We start from the raw sequence: 23,120 nt of genomic DNA, 5'->3' as shown, positions 1-23,120 counted from the left end.
AATTTAAAAAATATTATGAAAAAAATTGCAATAACGCTATTCGCAGCCGTTGCTCTGATGGCGTGTGATAAGGACGATGATAACGAAACAGTGACACCAAACGTAGCAATTGACATTAACTTTAGTCAAAACTTTGACGGTACAGAAGTTACAAGTGCTGACTTTAATTCTCTAGACTATACTGTTGAGCATGGCGAAATGATTAGTTTTTCAAGGATGCGCTATTTAATTACTGATATTACGTTTACGAATGCAGATGGAGTTTCGACAATCGTAGATGAATATAATTTTGTGGATGTCGGTGCAGGAATGGGAGCTAGTATTGAGAACATATCTTTACCTGCTGGAACTTATACAGTATCTGCAAGATTTGGTTTTACTGAGGAAAAAAACACTACAAATGCTTATAATGATTTGAATGCCGCGTCTTGGAATGTTCCTGAGCCAATGGGTGGAGGATATCACTACATGCAGCTGGAAGGACAATACATCAATGACATAGGAGTCACTACTGGATATGCGTATCATACAATTAGTGCGGCACAAGATGCTATGACACCAAATGTAACAAGAGAAGATACTTCTATTCCTTTTTCTGCAAATAATATTGTGATATCGAATGATAATGACACAGTCGATATCAAAATGAATATCGCCGAATGGTTCAAACCATGGAACTTGAATGAGCGCGATGGCATGTTAATGGGTAATTATCAAGCACAACTGGATATGGAAACAAATGGTCAAACTGTTTTTACAATAGAATAACTATGTTTAAAAAGGGAATTCTTCTTGTTTTAATTACAATCACGTTTGTATCCTGCAATGAAGATGACGAACAAGAAGGATACATCCCTACCCCACTTGCTTTTCAAGGTCCAGCAATTTTTGAACAGCTTTTAACAAGCCCCATTTTTCCTGCGGATAATCCGCAAACTGTAGAAGGAGTTTCTTTAGGGCGCAAACTATTTTACGACAGAAAACTCTCAGCAGACAATACGCTAGCATGTGCAGGTTGTCACGCGCCAAATCAAGGATTTTCAGACCAGAGACAATTTAGCGTAGGGATTGATGGTATTGCAGGATTTAGAAATTCAATGCCGCTTGTTAATCTTGCTTACAATACAAACAAAAAATTTAATTGGGATGGAAGTGCTTCTTCATTAGAAGAACAAATACTCGAACCTGTCATCAACGAGATTGAAATGCATAATACGTGGCCTAATGCTGTAGCTACATTACAAGCTCAATCTGATTATCCTTTGCTTTTTGAGCAAGCATTTGGGACATCTAACATTTCAAAAGAGCTTGTAACCAAAGCAATTGCACAGTTTTTAAGAACCATTGTTTCCGGTAATTCAAAATTTGATAAACATTTAAGAGGCGAAGCTACATTAACAGAAGCCGAAGCAAATGGACTTGCAGTTTTTTTAGATGAGAACAGAGGAGACTGCTTTCATTGCCACGGTAGTGATAGTAACCCTACGTGGACAGACAACGATTTTCATAACAACGGTCTTGACGAAGTATTTAATGATCGAGGTCTTGGCTTAGTCACAGGAGATCCCGCGCAATTTGGATGGTTCAAATCACCGTCTTTACGCAATCTTGCTTATACCGCCCCTTACATGCACGACGGGCGTTTTGAAACTTTAGATGAAGTTATCAACCACTACAGTGAAGGACTAGTTTTTTCTGAAACCATTGACCCACTTATGAAAACAGTGGCACAAGGTGGTGTTCAATTGACCGAGGAGGATAAAGCAGATTTGAAAGCCTTTCTATTGAGCTTATCCGATCCGTCTTTGGCAAACAATCCCGACTATCAAAGACCAAATTAACCAACGTCGTTGATTCAATTTTTTTTTTCATTTTTTACTTCGGAAATGTGCTATAATGTCTATAATTAAAGCCTATTAACCTATCTTTTTAAATTATCCCATCTTATTGAAAAAATGCCGTTTTTAACGTATCTTTGCCATCTAATTTAGAATAAATCTAAATATATGATTAAAGTAAGCGATACTGCAAAAACAAAGATTGCGCAACTGATGGCCGAAGATGGTTTCAGCATTGCCAAAGACTACGTACGCGTAGGCGTAAAAAGCGGAGGGTGTTCTGGATTATCTTACGAGCTAAATTTTGATGGAACTGTGGGAGAAAACGATAAAATTTTTGAAGAAAACGAAGTGAAAATTGCCGTTGACAAAAAGAGTTTTTTATATCTCGTAGGAACAACACTAGAATTTAGTGGTGGTCTTAACGGAAAAGGATTTGTTTTTAATAATCCAAATGCAAATCGCACATGCGGTTGCGGTGAAAGTTTTTCACTTTAATAATGCCTGAAAAAAAGCTATGAGTAAGTATACTGAAGATGATTTAAAGAAAGAGCTCGAAACGAAAGAATACGAGTACGGATTTTATACAGATATTAAATCTGAAACATTCCCTATTGGATTGAATGAGGATATTGTGCGCGCTATCTCAGCAAAAAAAGAAGAGCCACAATGGATGACAGATTGGAGATTGGAAGCCTTTCGTCATTGGCAATCAATGGAAGAACCAGATTGGGCAAATGTAAATTATGCAAAACCAGATTTTCAAGCAATTGCATATTATTCTGCCCCAACAAAAATGGATCCCAACAAAACTTTGGACGATGTAGATCCTGAATTGCTAGCGATGTATAAAAAGCTAGGAATTTCAGTAGATGAACAGAAAAAAATGAACAACGTAGCAATGGATATTGTTGTTGATTCTGTTTCGGTTGCAACTACATTTAAAAAGACTTTGGCCGAAAAAGGGATTATTTTTATGAGTATTTCTGAAGCCATAAAAGAGCATCCTGAACTTGTTAAAAAATATTTAGGTACCGTTGTTCCACAAAGAGATAATTTTTACGCGGCATTAAACAGTGCGGTTTTTAGTGATGGGTCTTTTTGTTATATTCCTAAAGGCGTTCGTTGCCCAATGGAACTTTCAACGTATTTTAGAATCAATCAAGCGGGAACGGGACAGTTTGAAAGAACACTCGTCATTGCAGATGAAGGAAGTTATGTAAGTTATCTTGAAGGATGTACGGCACCAAGCCGCGATGAAAACCAATTACACGCAGCTGTGGTTGAATTAATTGCCTTAGACGATGCCGAAATAAAATACTCTACAGTTCAAAACTGGTATCCAGGAAACAAAGAAGGTAAAGGTGGCGTTTATAATTTTGTGACCAAAAGAGGAATTTGCGAGAAAAACGCAAAAATTTCTTGGACGCAAGTTGAAACTGGAAGCGCCGTTACATGGAAATATCCAAGCTGTATTTTGAAAGGAGACAACAGTGTAGGCGAATTTTATTCTATCGCTGTAACGAATAACTTTCAGCAAGCAGATACAGGGACAAAAATGGTTCATATTGGGAAAAACACCAAGAGCACTATTATTTCAAAGGGAATTTCAGCAGGACAATCTCAAAACAGTTATCGTGGTTTGGTGAAAATTAATTCAACTGCAGATAATGCGCGTAATTTTTCACAATGTGATTCTCTACTAATGGGCAATGCTTGTGGTGCGCACACATTTCCGTACATAGAAGCAAAAAACAAAACTGCTCAAGTTGAGCATGAAGCAACTACAAGTAAAATTGGTGAAGACCAAATTTTCTACTGTAACCAAAGAGGAATTGACACCGAAAAAGCAATTGCGTTAATTGTAAATGGTTTCAGCAAAGAGGTTTTAAATAAACTCCCGATGGAATTTGCTGTAGAGGCTCAAAAATTGTTAGAAATAAGCCTAGAAGGCTCCGTTGGATAATCAATAAATAAACAACCTAAACATTATTTTTAAAAATGAAAAAGTTAGTATTCATTGCAATTGCTGTATTAACGATTGCATCATGTAAAAACAACGAAACCAAAGTTAATGAAGACCTAGTAACAACTGCAAATTCAAACCTTGCTGTTTATAAAGGAGAGTTTATTTATACTGCAGATGCAGCGGTTTTAAAAGGTAAAGATTTTATTTATGGCGTGGCAATCGATGAAAAAATGCACGAGTTAGCAGATAAAGTCGCTCCCGTAAAAAAAGATGATTATGATATGGTACCAGTTGTAGTTACTGGAACACTGGCAAACAAACCAGAAGGAACAGAAGGTTGGGATGAAATTTTAACGATTATAGATATCGTACAAGTGAGTAAAACCCCAGCGAAGGCAGATGTAAAAATAGAAGACAAAAAAGCGAAAGCAAAGCAGACAAAATAATATGTTACAGATAAAAAATGTACACGCACGTGTAGAGGAAAAAGATATTTTAAGAGGTATTTCACTTCAAGTTAATGCAGGAGAAGTACATGCTATTATGGGACCAAATGGTTCTGGAAAAAGCACACTAGCGTCTATTATTGCCGGTAAAGAAGAGTTTGAATTAACGCAAGGCGAAATTACCCTTAACAATGAAGATATTACTGAGCTTGACCCAGAGGAGAGAGCCCATAAAGGTATTTTTCTTTCATTTCAATACCCCATTGAAATCCCAGGGGTTTCAGTAACAAATTTCATTAAAACAGCAATCAACGAAAACCGAAAAGCAAAAGGTTTGAAAGATATGCCTGCGAGTGAAATGTTGAAGATGATTCGTGAGAAAGCAGATTTATTAGAAATTGATCGTAAATTTTTATCCCGTTCCTTGAACGAAGGTTTTTCGGGAGGTGAGAAAAAACGTAACGAAATATTTCAAATGGCGATGCTAGAACCTAAACTCGCCATCCTTGACGAAACAGATTCTGGATTAGACATTGACGCATTAAAGGTTGTTGCCAATGGTGTAAACAAATTGAAGAACAAAGACAATGCTGTTATAGTTATTACGCATTACCAGCGTTTGCTCGACCATATTGTCCCAGATTTTGTTCACGTTTTAATGGATGGAAAAATCGTAAAATCTGGCACAAAAGAACTAGCGTATGAGTTAGAAGAAAAAGGATACGACTGGATTAAAGAAGAATTAGTAAAATAAGTTTTAAGTTTTTTGAGACCCTAAAAGCGAATAAATTTTCGCCTTTAATTACTTCATAACTTAAAACTCATAAATTGACACATGAGCTTAAAAGAAAAATTACAATCCTCATACATTGCTTTCGAAGATCATTTGGAAGCAGACTCACCGTTGCACGATTTAAGATCTGCTGCGATGAAGAGCTTTGAAACCCAAGGTTTCCCAAGCAAAAAAGATGAGGCATGGAAATATACATCGCTTAACGCTTTACTAAAAGTAGATTATAATGTTTTCCCTGATGGAGAAAATGCTATCGAACTCAAGGATGTGAAAAAGTATTTTTTACATGAAATTGACACATACAAACTTGTTTTTATAGATGGCGTTTATAGTTCATTTCTTTCAGAAACTACGCACGATACTATTGATGTTTGTTTAATGTCGTCTGCTTTGAACAAAGCAAAATACAAACCGATGATTGAGGCGTATTTTAATAAAGTAGCTACAAAAGAGAGCTTGACTTCATTGAATACTGCATTCACTAAAGAAGGAGCATACATTAGAATCCCAAAACATAAAGAAGCACAAAAACCTATTGAGATTATCAATTTCGCAACAGGAAATGAAGCGGCGACTTTATTACAACCACGTAATTTGATTGTTGTAGAGGAAAATGCACATGTTCAAATTATAGAACGTCATCAAAGTTTGAGTGACAATGCAGTACTTACCAATAGTGTTACTGAAATTTTTGCTGAAAAAAGAGCTAATATAGATTACTATAAAATACAGAACGACAAAGAAAATGCATCATTGATTGACAGTACGTATGTCTCTCAAGAGCGTGATAGTATTTGTAGCGTGCACACGTTTTCTTTTGGAGGAAAGCTCACAAGAAACAATCTTAATTTTAGACAATTGGGAGAAGGATGTGATTCAATTCTAAATGGTGTAACTATTATTGAAGGAAAGCAACATGTGGACCACAATACTTTAGTACATCATATTGCTGAAAACTGTGAGAGCCACCAAGACTACAAAGGTATTTTCGACGAAAGTTCGACAGGAGTTTTTAACGGAAAAGTATATGTTGAAAAAGATGCTCAAAAATTGGATGCATTTCAGCAGAACAACAACATATTGATTAGCGACAAAGCCACAATCAATGCAAAACCACAATTAGAAATCTTTGCTGATGATGTTCGCTGTTCGCATGGTTGTACCATTGGGCAATTGGATGAAGATGCATTATTCTACTTGCGCTCTCGCGGAATTGCCAAAAAAGAAGCAAGAGCTTTGCTTATGTACGCCTTTGCAAACACAGTGCTAGAAACTGTGAAAATCCCAGAATTAAAAACAAGAATAAATAAACTCATCGCCAAAAAAATAGGGGTAAGCTTAGGATTTCAAGTCTAACACTTAAAATCTTAAAAAAGCCTTTCTGTAGTAACCGAAAGGCTTTTTTTTCATGTTCAAAGTATCAAAGATTAAAATTAGGAATACACTATGTTTGACGTAAACGAGATAAGAAAACAATTCCCCATCCTATCAAGAGAGGTCAATGGTTATCCTTTGGTCTATCTTGACAATGCGGCCACATCTCAAAAACCGCAATACGTTATAGATGTTATTGTAGATTATTATTCTAATTATAATGCTAACATACACCGTGGTGTGCATACACTTTCTCAAGAAGCAACAGATGCTTATGAGGCGGCGAGGAAAAAAATTCAAGAGCATTTCGGTATTGATAAATCTCATGAAGTGATAATGACTTCGGGGACAACGCATGGTATCAATTTAGTGGCTAACGGATTTTCATCGTTGCTTGAAAAGGGCGATGAGATTATCGTTTCGGCACTAGAGCACCACAGTAATATTGTGCCTTGGCAAATGCTTTGCGAACGTACGGGTGCTATTTTAATAGTTATCCCAATAGATGAAAACGGTGTTTTGAAAATGGATGTTTATGACAATTTGCTTTCAGAAAAAACAAAACTTGTTTTTGTAAATCATATTTCAAATGCACTTGGGATTATCAATCCTATTAAATATATAATTGATCAAGCACATAAATATGATGCGGCTGTTTTGATTGATGGAGCACAATCATGTTCTCATGTTAAACCAAACCTCACCGAGCTTGATTGCGATTTTTACGTCACTTCAGCCCACAAAATGTGCGGGCCAACTGGGGTTGGAATGCTCTACGGAAAAGAGAAGTGGTTAGAAAAACTACCTCCGTATCAAGGTGGTGGGGAGATGATTGACCAAGTCTCTTTTGAAAAAACTACCTACGCAGGCTTGCCCCACAAATTCGAGGCGGGAACCCCTAATATTTGTGGTGGAATTGCTTTTGGAGCGGCCATCGACTATCTAAACAAAATTGGATTTGATTCCATAGAAAAACATGAAGCGCATCTTTTAGAATACGCGACACAAAAATTATTAGCAATTGAAGGACTGAAAATTTATGGAACTGGTTCTGAAAAGACGTCGGTAATTTCATTTAACATCGAGGGAATTCATCCGTACGATATTGGTACTATTGTTGACAAATTAGGTATAGCAGTAAGAACGGGACACCATTGTGCACAGCCCATTATGGATTTTTTCAAAATTCCAGGTACGGTGAGAGCATCGTTTGCGTTTTACAATACTAAGGAAGAAGTTGACAAATTAGTAAGCGCCGTTGAACGTGCAAAAATGATGTTGCAATAGTTTTCTAAGGAAATTTTAACACAATTATACCTTTTTAACCGTAATTTTATTGACCTCTTTGTAAAAGCAAACTGGAGATTTTTAAACAGAATTAACAAACACTATTATGAAAAAAATACTTTTAGTAACAGCACTTATTTCCGCAGTACTTATGACCGGATGCAATGAAACTAAAAAAGTTATTGAAACCGCAGGAACCGTAAGATTGACTGGCAATTATACGGTAACACAAATTACCGGCACTCCTTTAGAAAATAAAGATATGTCATTGGCATTTACAGCCCTTGATAAAATGGTTACCGGAAACAGTGGATGCAATGAATTTTCAGGAAATTATAGCATCGATGTTCTTGCTATTAGCGTTGGACAACTTATGGCTACAGAGATGTACTGTGATGAACCAGTTATGGTTGTCGAAAGAGCATTTATGAAAGCCTTAAAAGAAACAGGTTCTTTTAATATAGAAGACGGAATATTAACATTATATTCAAAAACAGACCGTAGCGCACTACTTAAGGCAAAGCGAAACGGATAGTTGAAAAAAGAAATACATGACGATTGAAGAAATACAAGAAGAATTGATTGATGAGTTTTCCATGTTTGACGATTGGATGCAGCGTTATGAATATATGATTGACCTTGGAAAATCATTACCGCTCATTGATGAATCAAAAAAAACCGAAGATAAAATAATCAAAGGCTGTCAGTCAAAAGTATGGCTGGATGCAGGACTCGAAGGTGGTAAAGTAAAATTCACAGCCGATAGTGACGCCATCATTACTAAAGGAATTATTGCGATTTTGATCCGGGTTTTTAATAACCAAGCTCCAGAAGATATATTGAGCGCAAATATGGATTTTATTGATGAGATTGGATTAAAAGAACACCTCTCTCCCACTCGAGCCAACGGACTTGTATCCATGATTAAAAAATTAAAATTATACGCGCTTGGCTATCAAGCGCAGATAAATAGTTAGTTGTTTGTGATCTAAAATAATTTCTTCGGAAATGTGACTACAAAATTACTTTATAATAAAACACACCCTTTTGAGGGTAACGAATATGGAAACAAAAGAAAGAGATACAGCTGAATTGGGAGAAAAAGTAGTGAAAGTTTTAAAGACTATTTTTGACCCAGAAATTCCAGTAGATATATATGAATTGGGGCTTATCTATGATGTTTTTGTCAATGAAGATAACGACGTAAAAATATTAATGACATTAACCACACCCAATTGCCCAGTTGCAGAAACACTTCCGTTGGAAGTAGAGGAAAAAGTTAAATCATTAAAAATGGTCAATGATGCCGAAGTTGAAATCACATTCGATCCACCTTGGACACAAGATTTAATGAGCGACGAAGCTAAGTTGGAGTTAGGGATGCTATAAAAGAAAGATATAAAAAGTAAAATTTGGAAAACGAAATTATAAATAGAGTTGCACAAAGCAAACTTGTCACCTTAGACTTGGAAGATTATTATCCTAAAGGTAAGCGTGTGTATTTTGATATTTCAGAATGGCTATTAGAAGGTATTATATTAAAAGAACATGATTTTAGAGCTTCAGCGTCCAATCACGATTGGTCGCAATATGACAACTCTTACGTAGCTTTGCATTGTAGTACAGATGCCATCATTCCGTCTTGGGCATTTATGTTAATTGCTTCGCATTTAGCTCCTTTTGCGAATGAAATTATTACTGGTGATTTACAAACTTTAGAAACTGTTTTATTTACAAGAGTAATTTCAGAATTAGATATATATCCTTTTAAAGATATTCCTGTTATCATAAAAGGGTGTTCAAACAAACCTATTCCACCCTCTGCCTATACTATGTTGATTCAAAAACTGCAACCTGTTGCAAAGAGTATTATGTTTGGGGAAGCTTGTTCTTCGGTGCCTCTTTTTAAACGCAAGTAATTAGCCTAAATTTTCTTCACTTTCAACGAAAGCACCCGTTTCAAATAATCCTTTTTTATTTAATTGCTAAAGTTCTTTTACATTTGCAAAAACTTTTAAAAAATAAAAATGAAAAAAATTTTACTTAGCCTTGCAATCGCAGCAGTACCGTACTTTGGTTTTGCACAAGATGAAGAAGAGGCTCCTAAAGAAGGATGGTCAAAAGCTGGAAATGTGTCCCTTCTTTTTAGTCAGTCAGCATTCAACGCTGAGTGGCAAGGTGGTGGAACAACAAATTACTCAGTAAACCTTACCGGTTCGTACGACGCAAACTATAAAAAGGGACGTGTGGCTTGGGATAACCGTTTAATGGTTGATTATGGAATTACAAATCAAAGAAATCAAGAGTTTTCAAAGAAAACAAATGACCGTTTAGAATTCAACTCTATTGTTGGGAAGCAATTAAGCGACACAAGTAAATGGTACTATTCATTTTTCTTTAACTTTAGATCACAGATTGCAAGCGGATATGTTTTTGGCGAAGATGCCGATGGAAATGAAACAAGAACAGAAACAACTAAATTTTTATCTCCTGGATACTTTCAAGCAGGTCCTGGCATGTTGTGGAAAGATAGCGATAACCTAAAAGTAAATATTGCACCTGCTACTGCTCGTTTAATCGTTGTGGATAGTCAATTTACAGAAGTTGATGCTAATGATGCCGTTGCACTTGCAGCATATGAGCCTTACTTTGGTGTAGATGCAAATGAGTCAACTCGTTTTGAATTTGGTGCTTCTATAGGCGCTTATGGCAAATTTACCCTTCTTGAAAATGTTTCAATGGAAAACGTATTGAACCTTTATAGCAATTACCTTGAAGACCCACAAAATGTGGACATCGATTATACAATGAATCTAGTAATGACGGTAAACAAATGGATTACTGCAAACACTACGTTTCAAGCTATCTACGATGACAACGCTGTACAGGGATTTCAAATTAGAGAAGCGCTTGCTATTGGTTTGACTTACGGATTTTAGTAGCACTAAATAATTGGTTGTCTAAAATTTCTGAAGAGAAAGTTTAAATAAACCTAAAAAAAAAGCCTCGATAGTATATACTATCGAGGCTTTTTCTATACATTAAAATACATTTACTATTCTACAAACTCTTCTGGATATAAAAAGTTGTTATACGGAAATCTAGTGACATGAATATCTCTAACCTTATCATATACCAGTTTTCTAAAAGCCTCAAAATTTTCTTTTTCTAATGCTGAAATGAATATAACATCACCATCCATTTTATTCATCCAAGTATTTTCCCATTCTTCAATAGTGTAGTGTACCTTTGTTTTCTCTGTGACCAAATCGTCATCGTCAATCGTTTCATTTTCATAAGCATCAATTTTATTGAACACCATAATCGTGGGTTTGTCAGCGCTGTCAATTTCGTCAAGAATTTTATTCACCGAAGCGATGTGATCTTCAAATGTTTCATGCGAAATATCCACAACGTGCAACAGCAAATCTGCTTCCCGAACCTCATCAAGCGTACTTTTAAATGATTCCACTAATTGTGTGGGGAGTTTTCGTATAAATCCCACCGTATCACTGAGCAAAAACGGCATATTGCCAATCACTACTTTACGCACTGTTGTGTCAAGTGTTGCGAAAAGTTTGTTTTCGGCAAACACCTCACTTTTACTAATGGCGTTCATCAGGGTTGACTTCCCTACGTTGGTATATCCCACGAGCGCAACTCTTACCAAGGCACCCCGATTGCCACGTTGTACTTCCATTTGCTTATCAATTTTTTCAATTTTCTTTTTAAGCAAAGAAATACGATCTCTTACAATACGCCTATCGGTTTCAATTTCGGTTTCACCCGGTCCGCGCATTCCAATGCCCCCTCGTTGACGCTCTAAGTGAGTCCACATTCCAGTTAATCTTGGGAGTAAGTATTGATATTGCGCTAGCTCAACTTGTGTGCGGGCGTAACTTGTCTGGGCGCGTTGGGCAAAAATATCGAGGATGAGGTGAGTACGGTCAATAATTTTGATATCAAGAATTTTTTCTATGTTCTTTTGTTGCGCAGGGGATAATTCGTCATCAAAGATGGCTGTACCAATATCGTGTTGTTGTACATAGGTCAAGACTTCTTCTAATTTACCTGTACCTATAAATGTTTTGGGATTTGGTTTTTCCATTTTTTGGATAAAGCGTTTGTACACTTCACCACCGGCGGTATATGCCAAAAACTCCAGCTCGTCCAAATATTCTTTGGACTTTTCCTCATCTTGTTGTTGGGTAATCAACCCTATTAAAATTGTCCTCTCGTAATCTATATTTTTTTCTTCAATCATATATATAGCCTTGTTGGCTGGTTTCTTATTAACATATAGTAATAAAGTACATCTTGTAAAGGTAGTAAAGAGCTACAAATGACTATCTCAAGTTTTTCATAAATTTCTATTCACTAATCAGACTCCAAACCAGTAAATTAAATTGCAGAAAATTTAAAATGTTAAAAAAACTATAAATTTTGTTCAATAAGTAAATAAGTATATTTTAGCATTTCATAAAAACAAAAACAATGAAAAAATTTATTTTAAGTTTAGCAGTATTTGGAGTGGTATTAACATCATGTGGTGGTGACGACGACGCAGGTTTTGACTGTGTTGCAGCTAGTCAAGATATTTCAACAAAATTAACTGCTTTTATTGAAGACGACTCAAATGCTAATTGCCTTGCTTACAGAGCGTCATTACAGTCATTCTTAAACAATGGTTGTACGGGTGCTCAATCTACTCAATTTCAAGCAGCATTGGATGATTTAGATTGTAATTAAAAAAACGATTTTTACAAATACTAAAGACCGCTTTTCTACAAGGCGGTCTTTTTTATGGGTTCTTCGGAAATATGTTACATTAAAAATTGAGCTGTTTTTTCCTACATAATTTAGTACTTATGCAATTTTAGTATCTTGGTTTTTTATCTAAATTATTTTTCAAATGTCTAAAATTTCCGAAGCGAACATCATCAAACATAACATTGGTTTTTACAACCTTAAAATCTATTTGACACAGTTGATGACCCCTATACGTATGATGACGATTTTACTTCAGAATCTCACCGTCGATTTCAGAATCTCACCGTCGATGGAACCAAGCGCGGTTTGAGAAGAAGGTGCGCAACCTCGGGCATATTATAAACCAAATAGGGTTTGAAGACACACAAAAACCTCCTTCCCTCCTAGGAGTTGCCGAAATTGAAAACGCCTTCGTGCTTCAACAACTCATAGATTCTGAATATTTAAAAAACACCAATTATAAGTTTGCACATGTTGATTCACGTGACGAGCGAGGCATAGATACGGCACTTTTATATAATGCAGATTGTTTTGAGATTTTTGAAACGAGAACTCACGAGGTATATCTTAAAAAAGAGGACGGTACGCAGGATTATACCCGTGATGTGCTTCACGTTAAAGGAAGGCTTGAGGGAGAAATTGTTGATATTCTGGTAAATCACTGGCCTTCCAGAAGAGCAGGTGAAAAACTTACTGAATATAGCAGATTGATTGCCGCATCAAAAAACGTTGAAATCATTACTGCAATTAGAAATACAAATTCAAACGCTAAAATTATTGTTCTTGGGGATTTCAAAGACGACCCTAAAAGCGAGAGTATCAAAACCATAAGTGGTTTAAATGTGTACAACCCTATGGAGTTGTTATTAACAAAAGAAGATGGCAGTCTTATTTTCCAAGGAAAATGGAAGCTTTTTGATCAAATAATTATGTCAAAATTTCCTTCAAAGCTATGGAAATAACTTTAGATTTGAGTCCGCTAAAATATTCAATATTAATGACGTAAGGGTATTAGAAGGGGTATATAAGGGTCATCCTTTTCGTACATACGTGGGGCCTAGGTATTTAGGGGGAACAAGCGATCACTTCCCCATTTATGGTGTTTTTACCATACATGATTAGTATGGTAGATATGCGTTTCGTCGTAAATTTATGCACTTCATCTAAAAGTCAAAGGATCCAATTTTCATTAACATATTTTAACTAAATTTAGCCGAAAAATAACTCCAAAAAGATTCTTGATGAAGCTACAATTACCTTCCGAAAATTCTAACAATATAAATTCTCTTGCTAAAATAAAGCGTTCTCAATTGCTTTTTGTTTTAGCTTTTTTCTTTGTTGGTTTTAGTTATGCACAAACGACTGTAGTCTGTGCAGATGGCCCTATAAATGACACGTATTGTTATGGCAATTTTGACACAACAGCATTCGAATATTCTAGTGACACTGGATTTCCTCTAGTTTTAACCTTTAATGCAGGTACAACTGAGGTCAGTTTTGATGAAGTCATTGTTCTTGATAGCGATGGCGTAACAAATTTAAATGCAGGCGCACCTTATGGTGCTGGAGGACAACTTGCAGGACTTACCTTTCAATCTTCAGGTGATACAATTACCTTAATGATTGATTCTGATGTATCAGTGAGCTGTCAAAGTGGATCACAGACTGAATGGGATTGGGATGTATTTTGTCAAACATGTAATCCTCCTACAATTGATTTTGTAAGTAACAACATGTGTTTTACAGGTCAAGATTTTGAAATTGACGTAAATGTAACTGACCTAGGAAGTACAGGCACGATGACCATTACAGACAACCAAGGTTCTGCTCCTGTTGTCGTTACTGCTATAGGCACGACAACTTTTGGCCCTTACGACCCTAATATGGATGTAATCTTTACAGTTGACAATGGTGATGCAAATTGTTTGATAATAAGTGACCCAATCGCATGTGAATGTGTACCGCCAACCGTGGATTTTGTGTCTAACGATATGTGTTTCCCAGGGCAAATGTGGAATATTGATGTAGTAATTACCGACTTAGGTGGTGCGTCGAGTTTAACTATTTTTGACACAAACGGAAGCCCTAACCAAACGGCGATGGCACCTGGAACATTCACTTTTGGACCTTATGCACCAGGAACTGTTGTAAATATTATTGTAGATGGTGGAGTGACCGATTGTATCGTTCCAAGTGGACCTATTGCATGTGACTGTGTTCCCCCAACCGTAGATTTTGTGTCTAACGATATGTGTTTCCCAGGACAAATATGGAATATTGACGTTGTTATAACAGATTTAGGTGGAGCAGCTAGTTTAACTATTTTTGATACCGCAGGAAGTCCAAATCAAACAGCAACGGCACCTGGAACTTTTACATTTGGCCCCTATGACCCTAATACTATTGTAAATATTATTGTTGATGGTGGTGTACCAGACTGTATTGTTCCAAGTGGACCTATTGATTGCGAATGTGTTCCTCCAACTGCAACCTTTACTCAAGATGGAATGTGTGAAGTTGGTGAAGAATTTTCAGTCTTAGTTGATATTACAGATTTAGGAGGTGCGTCAACATTAACAATTACCGATGACCAAGGAAGCCCAGCACAAACGGCAACTGCACCAGGTATGTTTACTTTTGGAACCTATGCTCCAGGAGTAACTCCAATTATTACGATAGATGGTGGTGCAACTGACTGTGTTATTGATAGTGGAATTATTAATTGCGTTTCTAGTGGAAGTTGTGATATTTTGAGCGCAGGTGATGATGCCTTTCTTGATTGTGATACAACCTGTATAGATTTAAACGGAACTTTCTTAACAACTCCTTTCTTAGATACTACAAGTTATGCTATTCAAGGTCCTATTTGTGATTTACCGCCTATTGATGGTGGAGCACCTACAAATATTACAATTGACGATAGATGGTCTAACGTAATAGCTATTGATTTTGAATTCAATTACTACGGAAATGCATATACAGATATCGTAGTGGGAGCCAATGGACAAATATCATTTAACACAGCTCTTGCAGGTCAAAATAATGGATGGAACATGGATCCAACAGACATGATTCCAATGAACGATAATGAATTTCCTTTAAACACAATTTTTGGAGCATTTCACGATTTAAATCCAGGAGTTAATCCAGATCCTGATAGAATAAATTATTTTGTCACAGGAACAGCTCCATATCGAATCTTTGTTTTGAATTTCAACGAAGTACCTCATTTTGGGACTGCTTGCCAAGATACTTTCTTCACATCACAACAAATATTGTTGTATGAATCTCTTAATGTTATTGATGTTAACCTAATAGACAAACCTACCTGTACTGCATGGAATGATGGTCTTGCTGTGGTTGGACTTCAAGGTAACAATGTTACTCAATTTGCTGTACCGGAAGACAGAAATGTTGGTCCATGGTCAGCACAAAATGAAAGTTGGAGATTTGTACCTAGTGGTGCTCCTACAAACGCAAGTACATTTGAGTGGAGAGACGCTGCTGGTACTGTATTAAGTAATGATCCTATTTTTGAAGTATGCCCTACTGAAACAACTACATACACAGCAGCCTTAGTTGTCGAGTTGCCAGGCGGAGGTTTTGACGAAATTACTGATGATGTTACAATAACTAAAGAAGCAGGATGTGGCATTTTTGATTGTGCTGAAAATGTATTGTATGAAGACTTTGGTACTGGAACTGGATTTGAAACGCATCCATTTACCCAATTAGATTTTAATGATGGTACTGTTCAAATTGAAGGAAATGAATACACCGTAACAAGTATTTCTGACAACCTAAATACTGGATGGCATGTAGGTATGGAAGACCACACCCCTGGAGATACAAATGGTCAAATGATTTTCTTTAACCCCTCTCAGGATCCTAGCGAGTTTGAACTTTATCGTCGTGATGTTACCGTAGCTGCAAATACTCAATACGCTTTTGCTTTTTGGATGTCAACAGTTTATGACATCGATACAAACATTTGTCCAGCTGGTGGGGATCCAACTAGATTAGTTTATCAAGTTGAAGATTCCGCAGGAAATGTAATTGCTACTGCAAATACAGGAGAGGTTCCTAATCAATCAGACCCTGAATGGATAAATTTCTCGGTAGTTTTTGATAGTGGTACAAATACACAAGTACAAATTGTAATAACAAATGATATTACAGGTGGCTGCGGAAATGACCTTGCAGTTGACGATATTGTTGTTTTTACCGATGGTACTCCACCAGCAATTATAGCTCCAACAGATCTTGAAGCATGCGATGAAACAGGAAATGAAGAAGCAACATTTGATTTAACATCTACAATTACTGAATTACTAGATGGTTTAGATCCAGCTTTACATGTTATTACATTCCATAACAATCAAGTAGATGCTGATAGTGGAGACAATGACATTGCAACGCCAGCTGCTTATGTAAACACAACAAATCCTGAAACAATTTTTGTTAGAGTTGAGAAAATCAATCAACCTAATTGTTACAGTACCGTTAGTTTTATGTTGAATATAACAGATGCCATTGTAATCACAACTGGTTTACCAGCACAAGTAGAATTTTGTGATGGGGATGCATTTACACCGCTTGATGCTACACCTACTAATCCAGGTATTGATCTTACTACAGTAACATACTCTTGGATGGACGCTGCTGGGAATATAGTTTCGACTGATGCATTATTTACACCAACCATGTCTGGAACGTATACGGTAACAATTACGGTTCCTCCTTGTAGTACTTTGATGCTAGCTGTAAATGTAATCGTAAATCCTACCCCAGACGTTGATTTAGGCCCAGACACTACAGTATGCGATGGAGAAGACTATACTATAATACCTGACATAATAGGAGATACAGCAGGAGCTTCTTATCAATGGTTTTTAAATGGTAATATATTGCCTGGTGAAACATCAGACATGTTAACCGTTAATGCATCGGGTACTTATTCTTTAACCCTAACTACTGATGATGGATGTACAGTTACAGATGAGGTAGTTGTTGTAATTTCAGACCCAGTTACTGCTTTCATAGAAATTAATGGAGAGCTCGTTTCAGACACAGATAATTTTGAAACTTGTCCAGAATTTGTAAATACATTAGTAGCAACTGCAAGTGTGGATGGTGTTACATACCAATGGTTTTTAAACGATGTATTACTTGACGGTGAAACATCAAACACCATTGAAGTAAGCTTGCCAGCAAACACTATGGGAACACAAACCTATTCTGTTGTTGTCGACAATAATGGATGTATGGGAATGACATCAGTAGATGTAAACTTATATTCAGACAACGCCAATTGTGTTATTTCGCAAGGTATTTCAGCAAACGGTGATGGTATCAATGATACTCTTGACCTTTCGTTCTTAAATGCTAGAACAGGAATTGAAAGTCTTCAAATATTCAACAGACTTGGACGTGAAGTTTATGTGTTTGGACAAGGATACACAAACCAATGGGAGGGACAAACTACAGATGGTGAAGAACTTCCAACTGGAACTTACTTCATGGTTCTTAAAATGAGCCAACCAGACCCAGTATTTGAGCAAACGTATTCTCATTGGATTTATATAAATAGAGAAGCAAACTAAAAATATAACTCAAGTAAAATGAAATCTTTTTCAACATTTATACTGTTGCTTTTGAGTACATCTGTTATGTGGTCACAAACAATTATTGTCAATGACCCAGCAGACCCTCAATCAGCTTTTACTGCGGAGGAACTTATTTCAGAGGTTCTTGTAAGCGGAAACTCTTGTGTGGATATTACACTAACAGATTTGTTTGACAATCCAAACGGGGCGACAAATAATGCGGAGAAAAGCTGGGGTTATTTTAAGAACAACAATACTTCATTTCCTTTTCAAGAAGGTATCATATTGTCTACTGGATTCGCTACAAGCGCACAAGGCCCAAATGATAATGGTGGAACCTCAGATGGAGATCAATTTAGTTGGTTAGGAGACTCTGATCTAACCACTATTTTGAATAATGAGTATGGTGACAACGAGGATACTTTCAATGCAACTGTTTTTGAATTTACATTCTCATCAAGCCTTTCTGAAGTAGAATTTGAATTTATTTTTGCATCTGAAGAGTATGAAGACCAATGGGAATGTACTCAAGACTTTAGAGACGGATTCGCTTTTTTAGTTAGCGGCCCAGGTATACCAAATGATTCGGGTGCTCCATTTGGAGGCACCAATATTGCTTCTGTTACGGGTTCAAACAATGTGCCTGTAACAACAGCATCTATTCATGCAGACTATTTTACGTGTGGTTTTGAAAACCCAGGAGTCAACTTCTTTCCTGAATTTTATGTAAGCAATGAAGATGCAAACAATACTAATGAAATTCAATTTGACGGCCTTACCTCAACATTAACGACAGCTACGGTTTCTATTGTTCCTAATGAAATTTATACCATAAAAATGGTCATTGCAGACAGAGGAGACGGTGGTTTTGATTCTGCTGTATTTTTGAATGCAGGGAGTTTTAATATTGGAAATGTAGATTTGGGAGATGACATAACACTTGGGGATCCAGAAGCAGTTTGTGAAGGAGATGTTATAACACTTGATGCTGGAAACAATCCAAACGGTGATTACCAATGGTTTAAAGACAATGTATTAATTCCCGGAGAGACAAATTCAACATTAGATGTTTCAGAAACTGGATTGTATAGAGTTGATTTAACATTTCCACAGTCACCAGATTGTCTAATTTCTGATGAAAAACTAGTTGAATTCTTTTCTAATCCAGAATTTGAACTAGGTCCGGACCAACTAGTTTGCGAAAATAATTTTTTAGTTCTTGATGCAACCGTAACAAATCCTAGTGAACTTGACAATGTTTCATACAAATGGTTTAAAGATTCGGTAGAACTTGTTGGTGAAACAAATGCAACACTCACTGTGAGTGAAAACGGGGTTTACACCGCAGAAGTAACAGGTAATAACTGTGTTACGACTGATGAAATTTCTATAGAAATTGTTGTCTTTAATGTCAATATAGGAGATGTCATTGCATTGTGTGGTGAAGAATCTTTTACAATAGTACCGGAAATCACTGGGTCAGCAAATATTCCTTCTGCTACATATTTATGGAGTACTGGAGAAACTACACCGACTATTACCGTTACCCAAGATGGAATTTATACACTTGATGTTACTATTGACAATTGTACAATTAGTGACTCTGTAGAGATTATCTTTAGAAGCTTTGCTCAAGTTGATTTAGGGCCTACCGTAAGTAAATGTGCTTCTGAAATTTCAATCTTAACTGCAAATGTTCCAGATGGTGACTCAACGGTTTATGAATATCAATGGTTTAAAGATGGAGGGCTTTTAGCAGGAGAAAATAACAGTACTATAGAGGTTATTGAAGAAGGAATTTATGCTGTAGAACTTAATGATAATGGCTGTATTTCTTCGAGCAGCGTTTCGGTTACATTTTACGAAAATCAAAATTGTATAATCAGTCAAGGAATTTCCCCTAACGGTGACGGAATGAATGACAACCTTGACCTTGAGTTTTTAAATGATAAAAGTACAATTACAAATTTTTCAGTCTTTAACCGTCTAGGACGATTAGTATACCAAAAACCTCAATATACTAACGAATGGAGAGGTCAAAGTGATGATGAAAATATACTTCCAGTAGGAAACTACTTTTACGTAATAGAATTACAAGCAGAAGAATCTATCACAGGATGGGTGTATTTGAACAAATAAGAAAGTAAACAATAAAAAAATAAATACCAATCTAATGAAAAAACAACTATCGCTATTATTAGTACTCCTATGTATTGTACTGTGTACCGAAGAAGCAACTGCGCAGCAAGACCCACAGTATACCCAATACATGTACAACATGAACGTTGTAAACCCAGCGTATGCAGGTTCTAAAGAAAGCATATCATTTACAGCTTTATATCGTAAACAATGGTCAGGATTCGATGGAGCCCCAGAAACTTTTACATTTTCTGCTCATGGCCCTTTGAGTGACAAAGTAGGCTTAGGACTTTCTGCGATTAAAGATGAGCTTGGTCCAATTAGTGAGACTAACGTTTATGCAGATTTCTCATATACATTACAAGTAGGTTCAGAAACTAAACTGGCCTTAGGTTTAAAAGCCGGAGCGACATTTCATGATGTGGGACTAGTGGATGTAGGTATCAATTCTCAAGACCCTAATGACCCGTTTTTCTCTCAGGACATAAACAATACATATCCTAATATTGGAGCTGGAGCATTTTTGTATGCAGAAAACTTCTATATAGGTTTCTCGGTACCTAACTTATTGAATACCGTTCACCTTGACGAAAATGGAATTCGCTACGGAAATGAAACAAACCATTATTTTGGTACTGCTGGTTATGTATTCCAATTAAATGATAACTTTAAACTAAAACCTTCTGTTTTAGTGAAAAGTGCCTTTGATGCACCTGTGTCTTTCGACGGAAACATAAATGCATTGTTCTATGACAAATTTGAATTGGGAGTTTCATATAGATTGGATGATTCTTTCAGTGGTCTTGTTGGATTCCAAGTATTACCTGAATTAAGAATAGGATATGCTTATGACCGCGTAGTTTCTGACATCAATGTAGTTTCAGACTCCTCACACGAAATTGTCTTAACTTTTGATTTATTCACTAAGAAGCGTACACTACGTTCACCTAGATACTTCTAATAACAACTTTAATTTCATTCAAAATGAAAAAAATATATACCATATTTCTACTTCTTGCAGTAAGTACCTCATTCGTTACTGCTCAAAATAGTAAAACAAAAAAAGCAGATAAATTATATGCAAACCTTGCCTATACAGACGCTGCCGAAGCATACCAAAAGCTCTTAAAAAGAGGAGACGGAGACCTTTATGTTTTTGAAAGGTTAGCGAACAGCTATTATTTTATCAATGACACAAAAAAGGCGGAGACATATTACAAACGTGTAGTAAAGTCGAAAGACGCAAATCCTGAGGCTGTTTACAATTATGCTCAAACACTTAAAGCAAACGGGAAATTTTCAGATTATAACACGTATATGAAGCAGTTTGCTTCTATGAAGCCAAATGACACTCGTGCTAAAGATTTTATGAAGAACCCAAACTATGTTCCTCAAATTATTGAGAATATGGCGCGTTATACTGCAACGAACATGGAAGAAATAAACAGTAAGTATGCTGATTTTGGTGGAATTGTCTATGGGAAGGATTTCTACTTTGCATCTGGACGCAATACAAGCCGAAAAAAATACCAGTGGAATGAAGAGCCGTATCTTGACTTATACAAAGCAACTGATGTAGGTGGTACTATGAAAAACCCAGTTCTTGTAGACGGGGATGTAAATACAAAATATCACGAATCAAATGCAGTAATTTCAGCAGATGGGAAAAGAATGTATTTTGACCGTAACGATTATTTTGAAGGAGACTATGACAAAAGTGAAGAGGGTGTAAACCAAATTAACTTATACTATGCTGAGCAAATTGCTGGTAAGGGTTGGTCTGGAATAGTTTCTGTGCCATTTAATAGTGATGAATATTCAGTGGGACACCCAGCGTTGAGCCCTGATGGAAAAACTCTTTATTTTGTAAGTGATATGCCAGGAGGAAAAGGAATGTCTGATATCTACAAAACGAGTATCAATGCAGATGGAACTTTAGGAACTCCTCAACGATTGGGAGATAATATTAATACAGAAGGAAAAGAATTGTTTCCTTATGTAGATAGCAACGGAACATTATATTTTTCAAGCGATGGACATTTGGGTATTGGTGGTCTAGATGTTTTTATGGCTGAAACGCAAGGAAGTTCTTTCGGTACTGTTAGTAATTTAGGTTCTGGAGTAAATACATCAGACGATGATTTCGCATATAAATATGACCCTGCAACCGAAACAGGATATGTATCTTCAAACCGTAAAGGTGGAAAAGGAAGTGATGATATCTATATGGTAAAAGCTGTTGAGATTCCATGTGTAGTTAAAATCAACGTTATGGTTGTTAACGAGTACACCAAAGCGCCAATTGTAGGAGCAAGAGTTGACTTGTATGATACGATGGAAAACAAATTAAGCACTAAAACTACTGGAGCAGATGGAAAAGCAACTTTTGAAACTGCATGTGACCAAGAGCACGAATTACAAGCAGTAATAAGTGATTTTGAAAGTAATGCAACAAAAGTAGCTTCAGCTAATGATGAAACGGTATCCGCAACTATATCATTGCGTCCTATCGAAGAAATTATTGTGGAAGATAAAATTGTTTTGAATCCTATTTTATTTGATTTAGATAAATCAAATATAAAGCCTCAAGCAGCTTTTGAATTAGACAAAGTAGTTTCAATAATGACGAAATATCCAAATATGGAAATCGATATTGCCAGTCATACTGACTTTAGAGGAAAAGATGAGTATAACCTTGCACTTTCAGAAAGAAGAGCGCAATCTACGCGCCAATACATTATATCGAAAGGAATCGATGGAAAGCGATTGACAGCTAAAGGATACGGTGAAACTAAACCACGTGTTGCATGTGGTGACAATTGCACCGAAGAAGAACACCAATTAAACAGAAGATCTGAGTTTACAATAACAAAAAGATAAGATGTAAAAATTAGCTTA

20 protein-coding genes and 1 pseudogene are annotated in these 23,120 nt (G+C 36.3%); 20 read left to right on the top strand and 1 reads right to left on the bottom strand.

Annotation, left to right across the window (positions count from 1 at the left end; genetic code table 11):
- Positions 1-15 precede the first annotated feature (15 nt).
- From ACSHW7_RS04140 to ACSHW7_RS04080, 13 genes are all read left to right on the top strand, one after another.
- The gene (locus ACSHW7_RS04140) at positions 16-768 is read left to right on the top strand and encodes an MbnP family protein (RefSeq protein WP_435678046.1); all 753 of its coding nucleotides are present in this window, start codon (positions 16-18) and stop codon (positions 766-768) included.
- A 2-nt stretch (positions 769-770) separates the two neighbouring features.
- Positions 771-1,841, top strand: a complete 1,071-nt coding sequence (locus tag ACSHW7_RS04135) for a cytochrome-c peroxidase (protein ID WP_435678045.1) — start codon at positions 771-773, stop codon at positions 1,839-1,841.
- A gap of 165 nt (positions 1,842-2,006) precedes the next feature.
- The gene (locus ACSHW7_RS04130) at positions 2,007-2,336 is read left to right on the top strand and encodes a HesB/IscA family protein (RefSeq protein ID WP_435678044.1); all 330 of its coding nucleotides are present in this window, start codon (positions 2,007-2,009) and stop codon (positions 2,334-2,336) included.
- A gap of 19 nt (positions 2,337-2,355) precedes the next feature.
- Entirely contained in the window at positions 2,356-3,804 is a 1,449-nt protein-coding gene (gene sufB / locus ACSHW7_RS04125) for a Fe-S cluster assembly protein SufB (RefSeq protein ID WP_435678043.1), read from the top strand.
- 35 nt (positions 3,805-3,839) lie between these two features.
- A complete protein-coding gene (locus ACSHW7_RS04120; protein WP_435678042.1) occupies positions 3,840-4,253 on the top strand; it encodes a hypothetical protein in 414 nt (137 codons plus the stop codon).
- Position 4,254: 1 nt separating this feature from the next.
- Positions 4,255-5,007 carry a Fe-S cluster assembly ATPase SufC gene (sufC, locus tag ACSHW7_RS04115; protein ID WP_435678041.1) on the top strand — a complete coding sequence of 251 codons (753 nt, stop codon included), beginning with the start codon at positions 4,255-4,257 and terminating at the stop codon, positions 5,005-5,007.
- A gap of 81 nt (positions 5,008-5,088) precedes the next feature.
- The gene (gene sufD / locus ACSHW7_RS04110; protein WP_435678040.1) at positions 5,089-6,402 is read left to right on the top strand and encodes a Fe-S cluster assembly protein SufD; all 1,314 of its coding nucleotides are present in this window, start codon (positions 5,089-5,091) and stop codon (positions 6,400-6,402) included.
- Between the two features lie 90 nt (positions 6,403-6,492).
- Positions 6,493-7,707: an aminotransferase class V-fold PLP-dependent enzyme gene (locus tag ACSHW7_RS04105; RefSeq protein ID WP_435678039.1), complete on the top strand. Its 1,215-nt coding sequence runs from the start codon at positions 6,493-6,495 to the stop codon at positions 7,705-7,707.
- 106 nt (positions 7,708-7,813) lie between these two features.
- Positions 7,814-8,242 (top strand): META domain-containing protein, encoded by a 429-nt coding sequence (locus ACSHW7_RS04100; protein ID WP_435678038.1) that lies wholly within the window; start codon positions 7,814-7,816, stop codon positions 8,240-8,242.
- 16 nt (positions 8,243-8,258) lie between these two features.
- Positions 8,259-8,684: a SufE family protein gene (locus ACSHW7_RS04095; RefSeq protein WP_435678037.1), complete on the top strand. Its 426-nt coding sequence runs from the start codon at positions 8,259-8,261 to the stop codon at positions 8,682-8,684.
- Positions 8,685-8,769: 85 nt separating this feature from the next.
- Positions 8,770-9,096 (top strand): SUF system Fe-S cluster assembly protein, encoded by a 327-nt coding sequence (locus ACSHW7_RS04090; protein WP_435678036.1) that lies wholly within the window; start codon positions 8,770-8,772, stop codon positions 9,094-9,096.
- Between the two features lie 23 nt (positions 9,097-9,119).
- Positions 9,120-9,626, top strand: coding sequence for a DUF2480 family protein (locus tag ACSHW7_RS04085; RefSeq protein WP_435678035.1), 507 nt, complete (start codon positions 9,120-9,122; stop codon positions 9,624-9,626).
- Positions 9,627-9,734: 108 nt separating this feature from the next.
- On the top strand, positions 9,735-10,646 hold the full coding sequence (locus ACSHW7_RS04080; RefSeq protein ID WP_435678034.1) for a DUF3078 domain-containing protein: 912 nt from the start codon (positions 9,735-9,737) through the stop codon (positions 10,644-10,646).
- A 116-nt stretch (positions 10,647-10,762) separates the two neighbouring features.
- Here the strand turns inward: ACSHW7_RS04080 and hflX are convergent, their stop codons facing one another.
- Positions 10,763-11,971: a GTPase HflX gene (gene hflX / locus ACSHW7_RS04075; RefSeq protein WP_435678033.1), complete on the bottom strand. Its 1,209-nt coding sequence runs from the start codon at positions 11,969-11,971 to the stop codon at positions 10,763-10,765.
- 230 nt (positions 11,972-12,201) lie between these two features.
- Here hflX and ACSHW7_RS04070 point away from each other — a divergent pair, with 230 nt between their 5' ends.
- From ACSHW7_RS04070 to ACSHW7_RS04040, 7 genes and pseudogenes are all read left to right on the top strand, one after another.
- Entirely contained in the window at positions 12,202-12,456 is a 255-nt protein-coding gene (locus ACSHW7_RS04070) for a hypothetical protein (protein ID WP_435678032.1), read from the top strand.
- Between the two features lie 163 nt (positions 12,457-12,619).
- Positions 12,620-12,787, top strand: coding sequence for a hypothetical protein (locus ACSHW7_RS04065; protein ID WP_435678031.1), 168 nt, complete (start codon positions 12,620-12,622; stop codon positions 12,785-12,787).
- Between the two features lie 7 nt (positions 12,788-12,794).
- Positions 12,795-13,599: pseudogene (locus ACSHW7_RS04060) on the top strand (endonuclease).
- A gap of 119 nt (positions 13,600-13,718) precedes the next feature.
- Positions 13,719-18,080 (top strand): gliding motility-associated C-terminal domain-containing protein, encoded by a 4,362-nt coding sequence (locus ACSHW7_RS04055; protein ID WP_435678030.1) that lies wholly within the window; start codon positions 13,719-13,721, stop codon positions 18,078-18,080.
- Positions 18,081-18,098: 18 nt separating this feature from the next.
- Positions 18,099-20,222: a choice-of-anchor L domain-containing protein gene (locus ACSHW7_RS04050; RefSeq protein ID WP_435678029.1), complete on the top strand. Its 2,124-nt coding sequence runs from the start codon at positions 18,099-18,101 to the stop codon at positions 20,220-20,222.
- Between the two features lie 34 nt (positions 20,223-20,256).
- The gene (locus ACSHW7_RS04045; RefSeq protein WP_435678028.1) at positions 20,257-21,183 is read left to right on the top strand and encodes a PorP/SprF family type IX secretion system membrane protein; all 927 of its coding nucleotides are present in this window, start codon (positions 20,257-20,259) and stop codon (positions 21,181-21,183) included.
- A 23-nt stretch (positions 21,184-21,206) separates the two neighbouring features.
- A complete protein-coding gene (locus tag ACSHW7_RS04040) occupies positions 21,207-23,102 on the top strand; it encodes an OmpA family protein (RefSeq protein WP_435678027.1) in 1,896 nt (631 codons plus the stop codon).
- Positions 23,103-23,120 lie beyond the last annotated feature (18 nt).

It is taken from the genome of Patiriisocius sp., assembly GCF_051252435.1.
In the GTDB taxonomy this organism is placed as follows: domain Bacteria; phylum Bacteroidota; class Bacteroidia; order Flavobacteriales; family Flavobacteriaceae; genus Patiriisocius.
The sequence above is the reverse complement of the archived record's forward strand: the minus strand, read 5'-3'. Positions and strand labels throughout refer to the sequence as shown.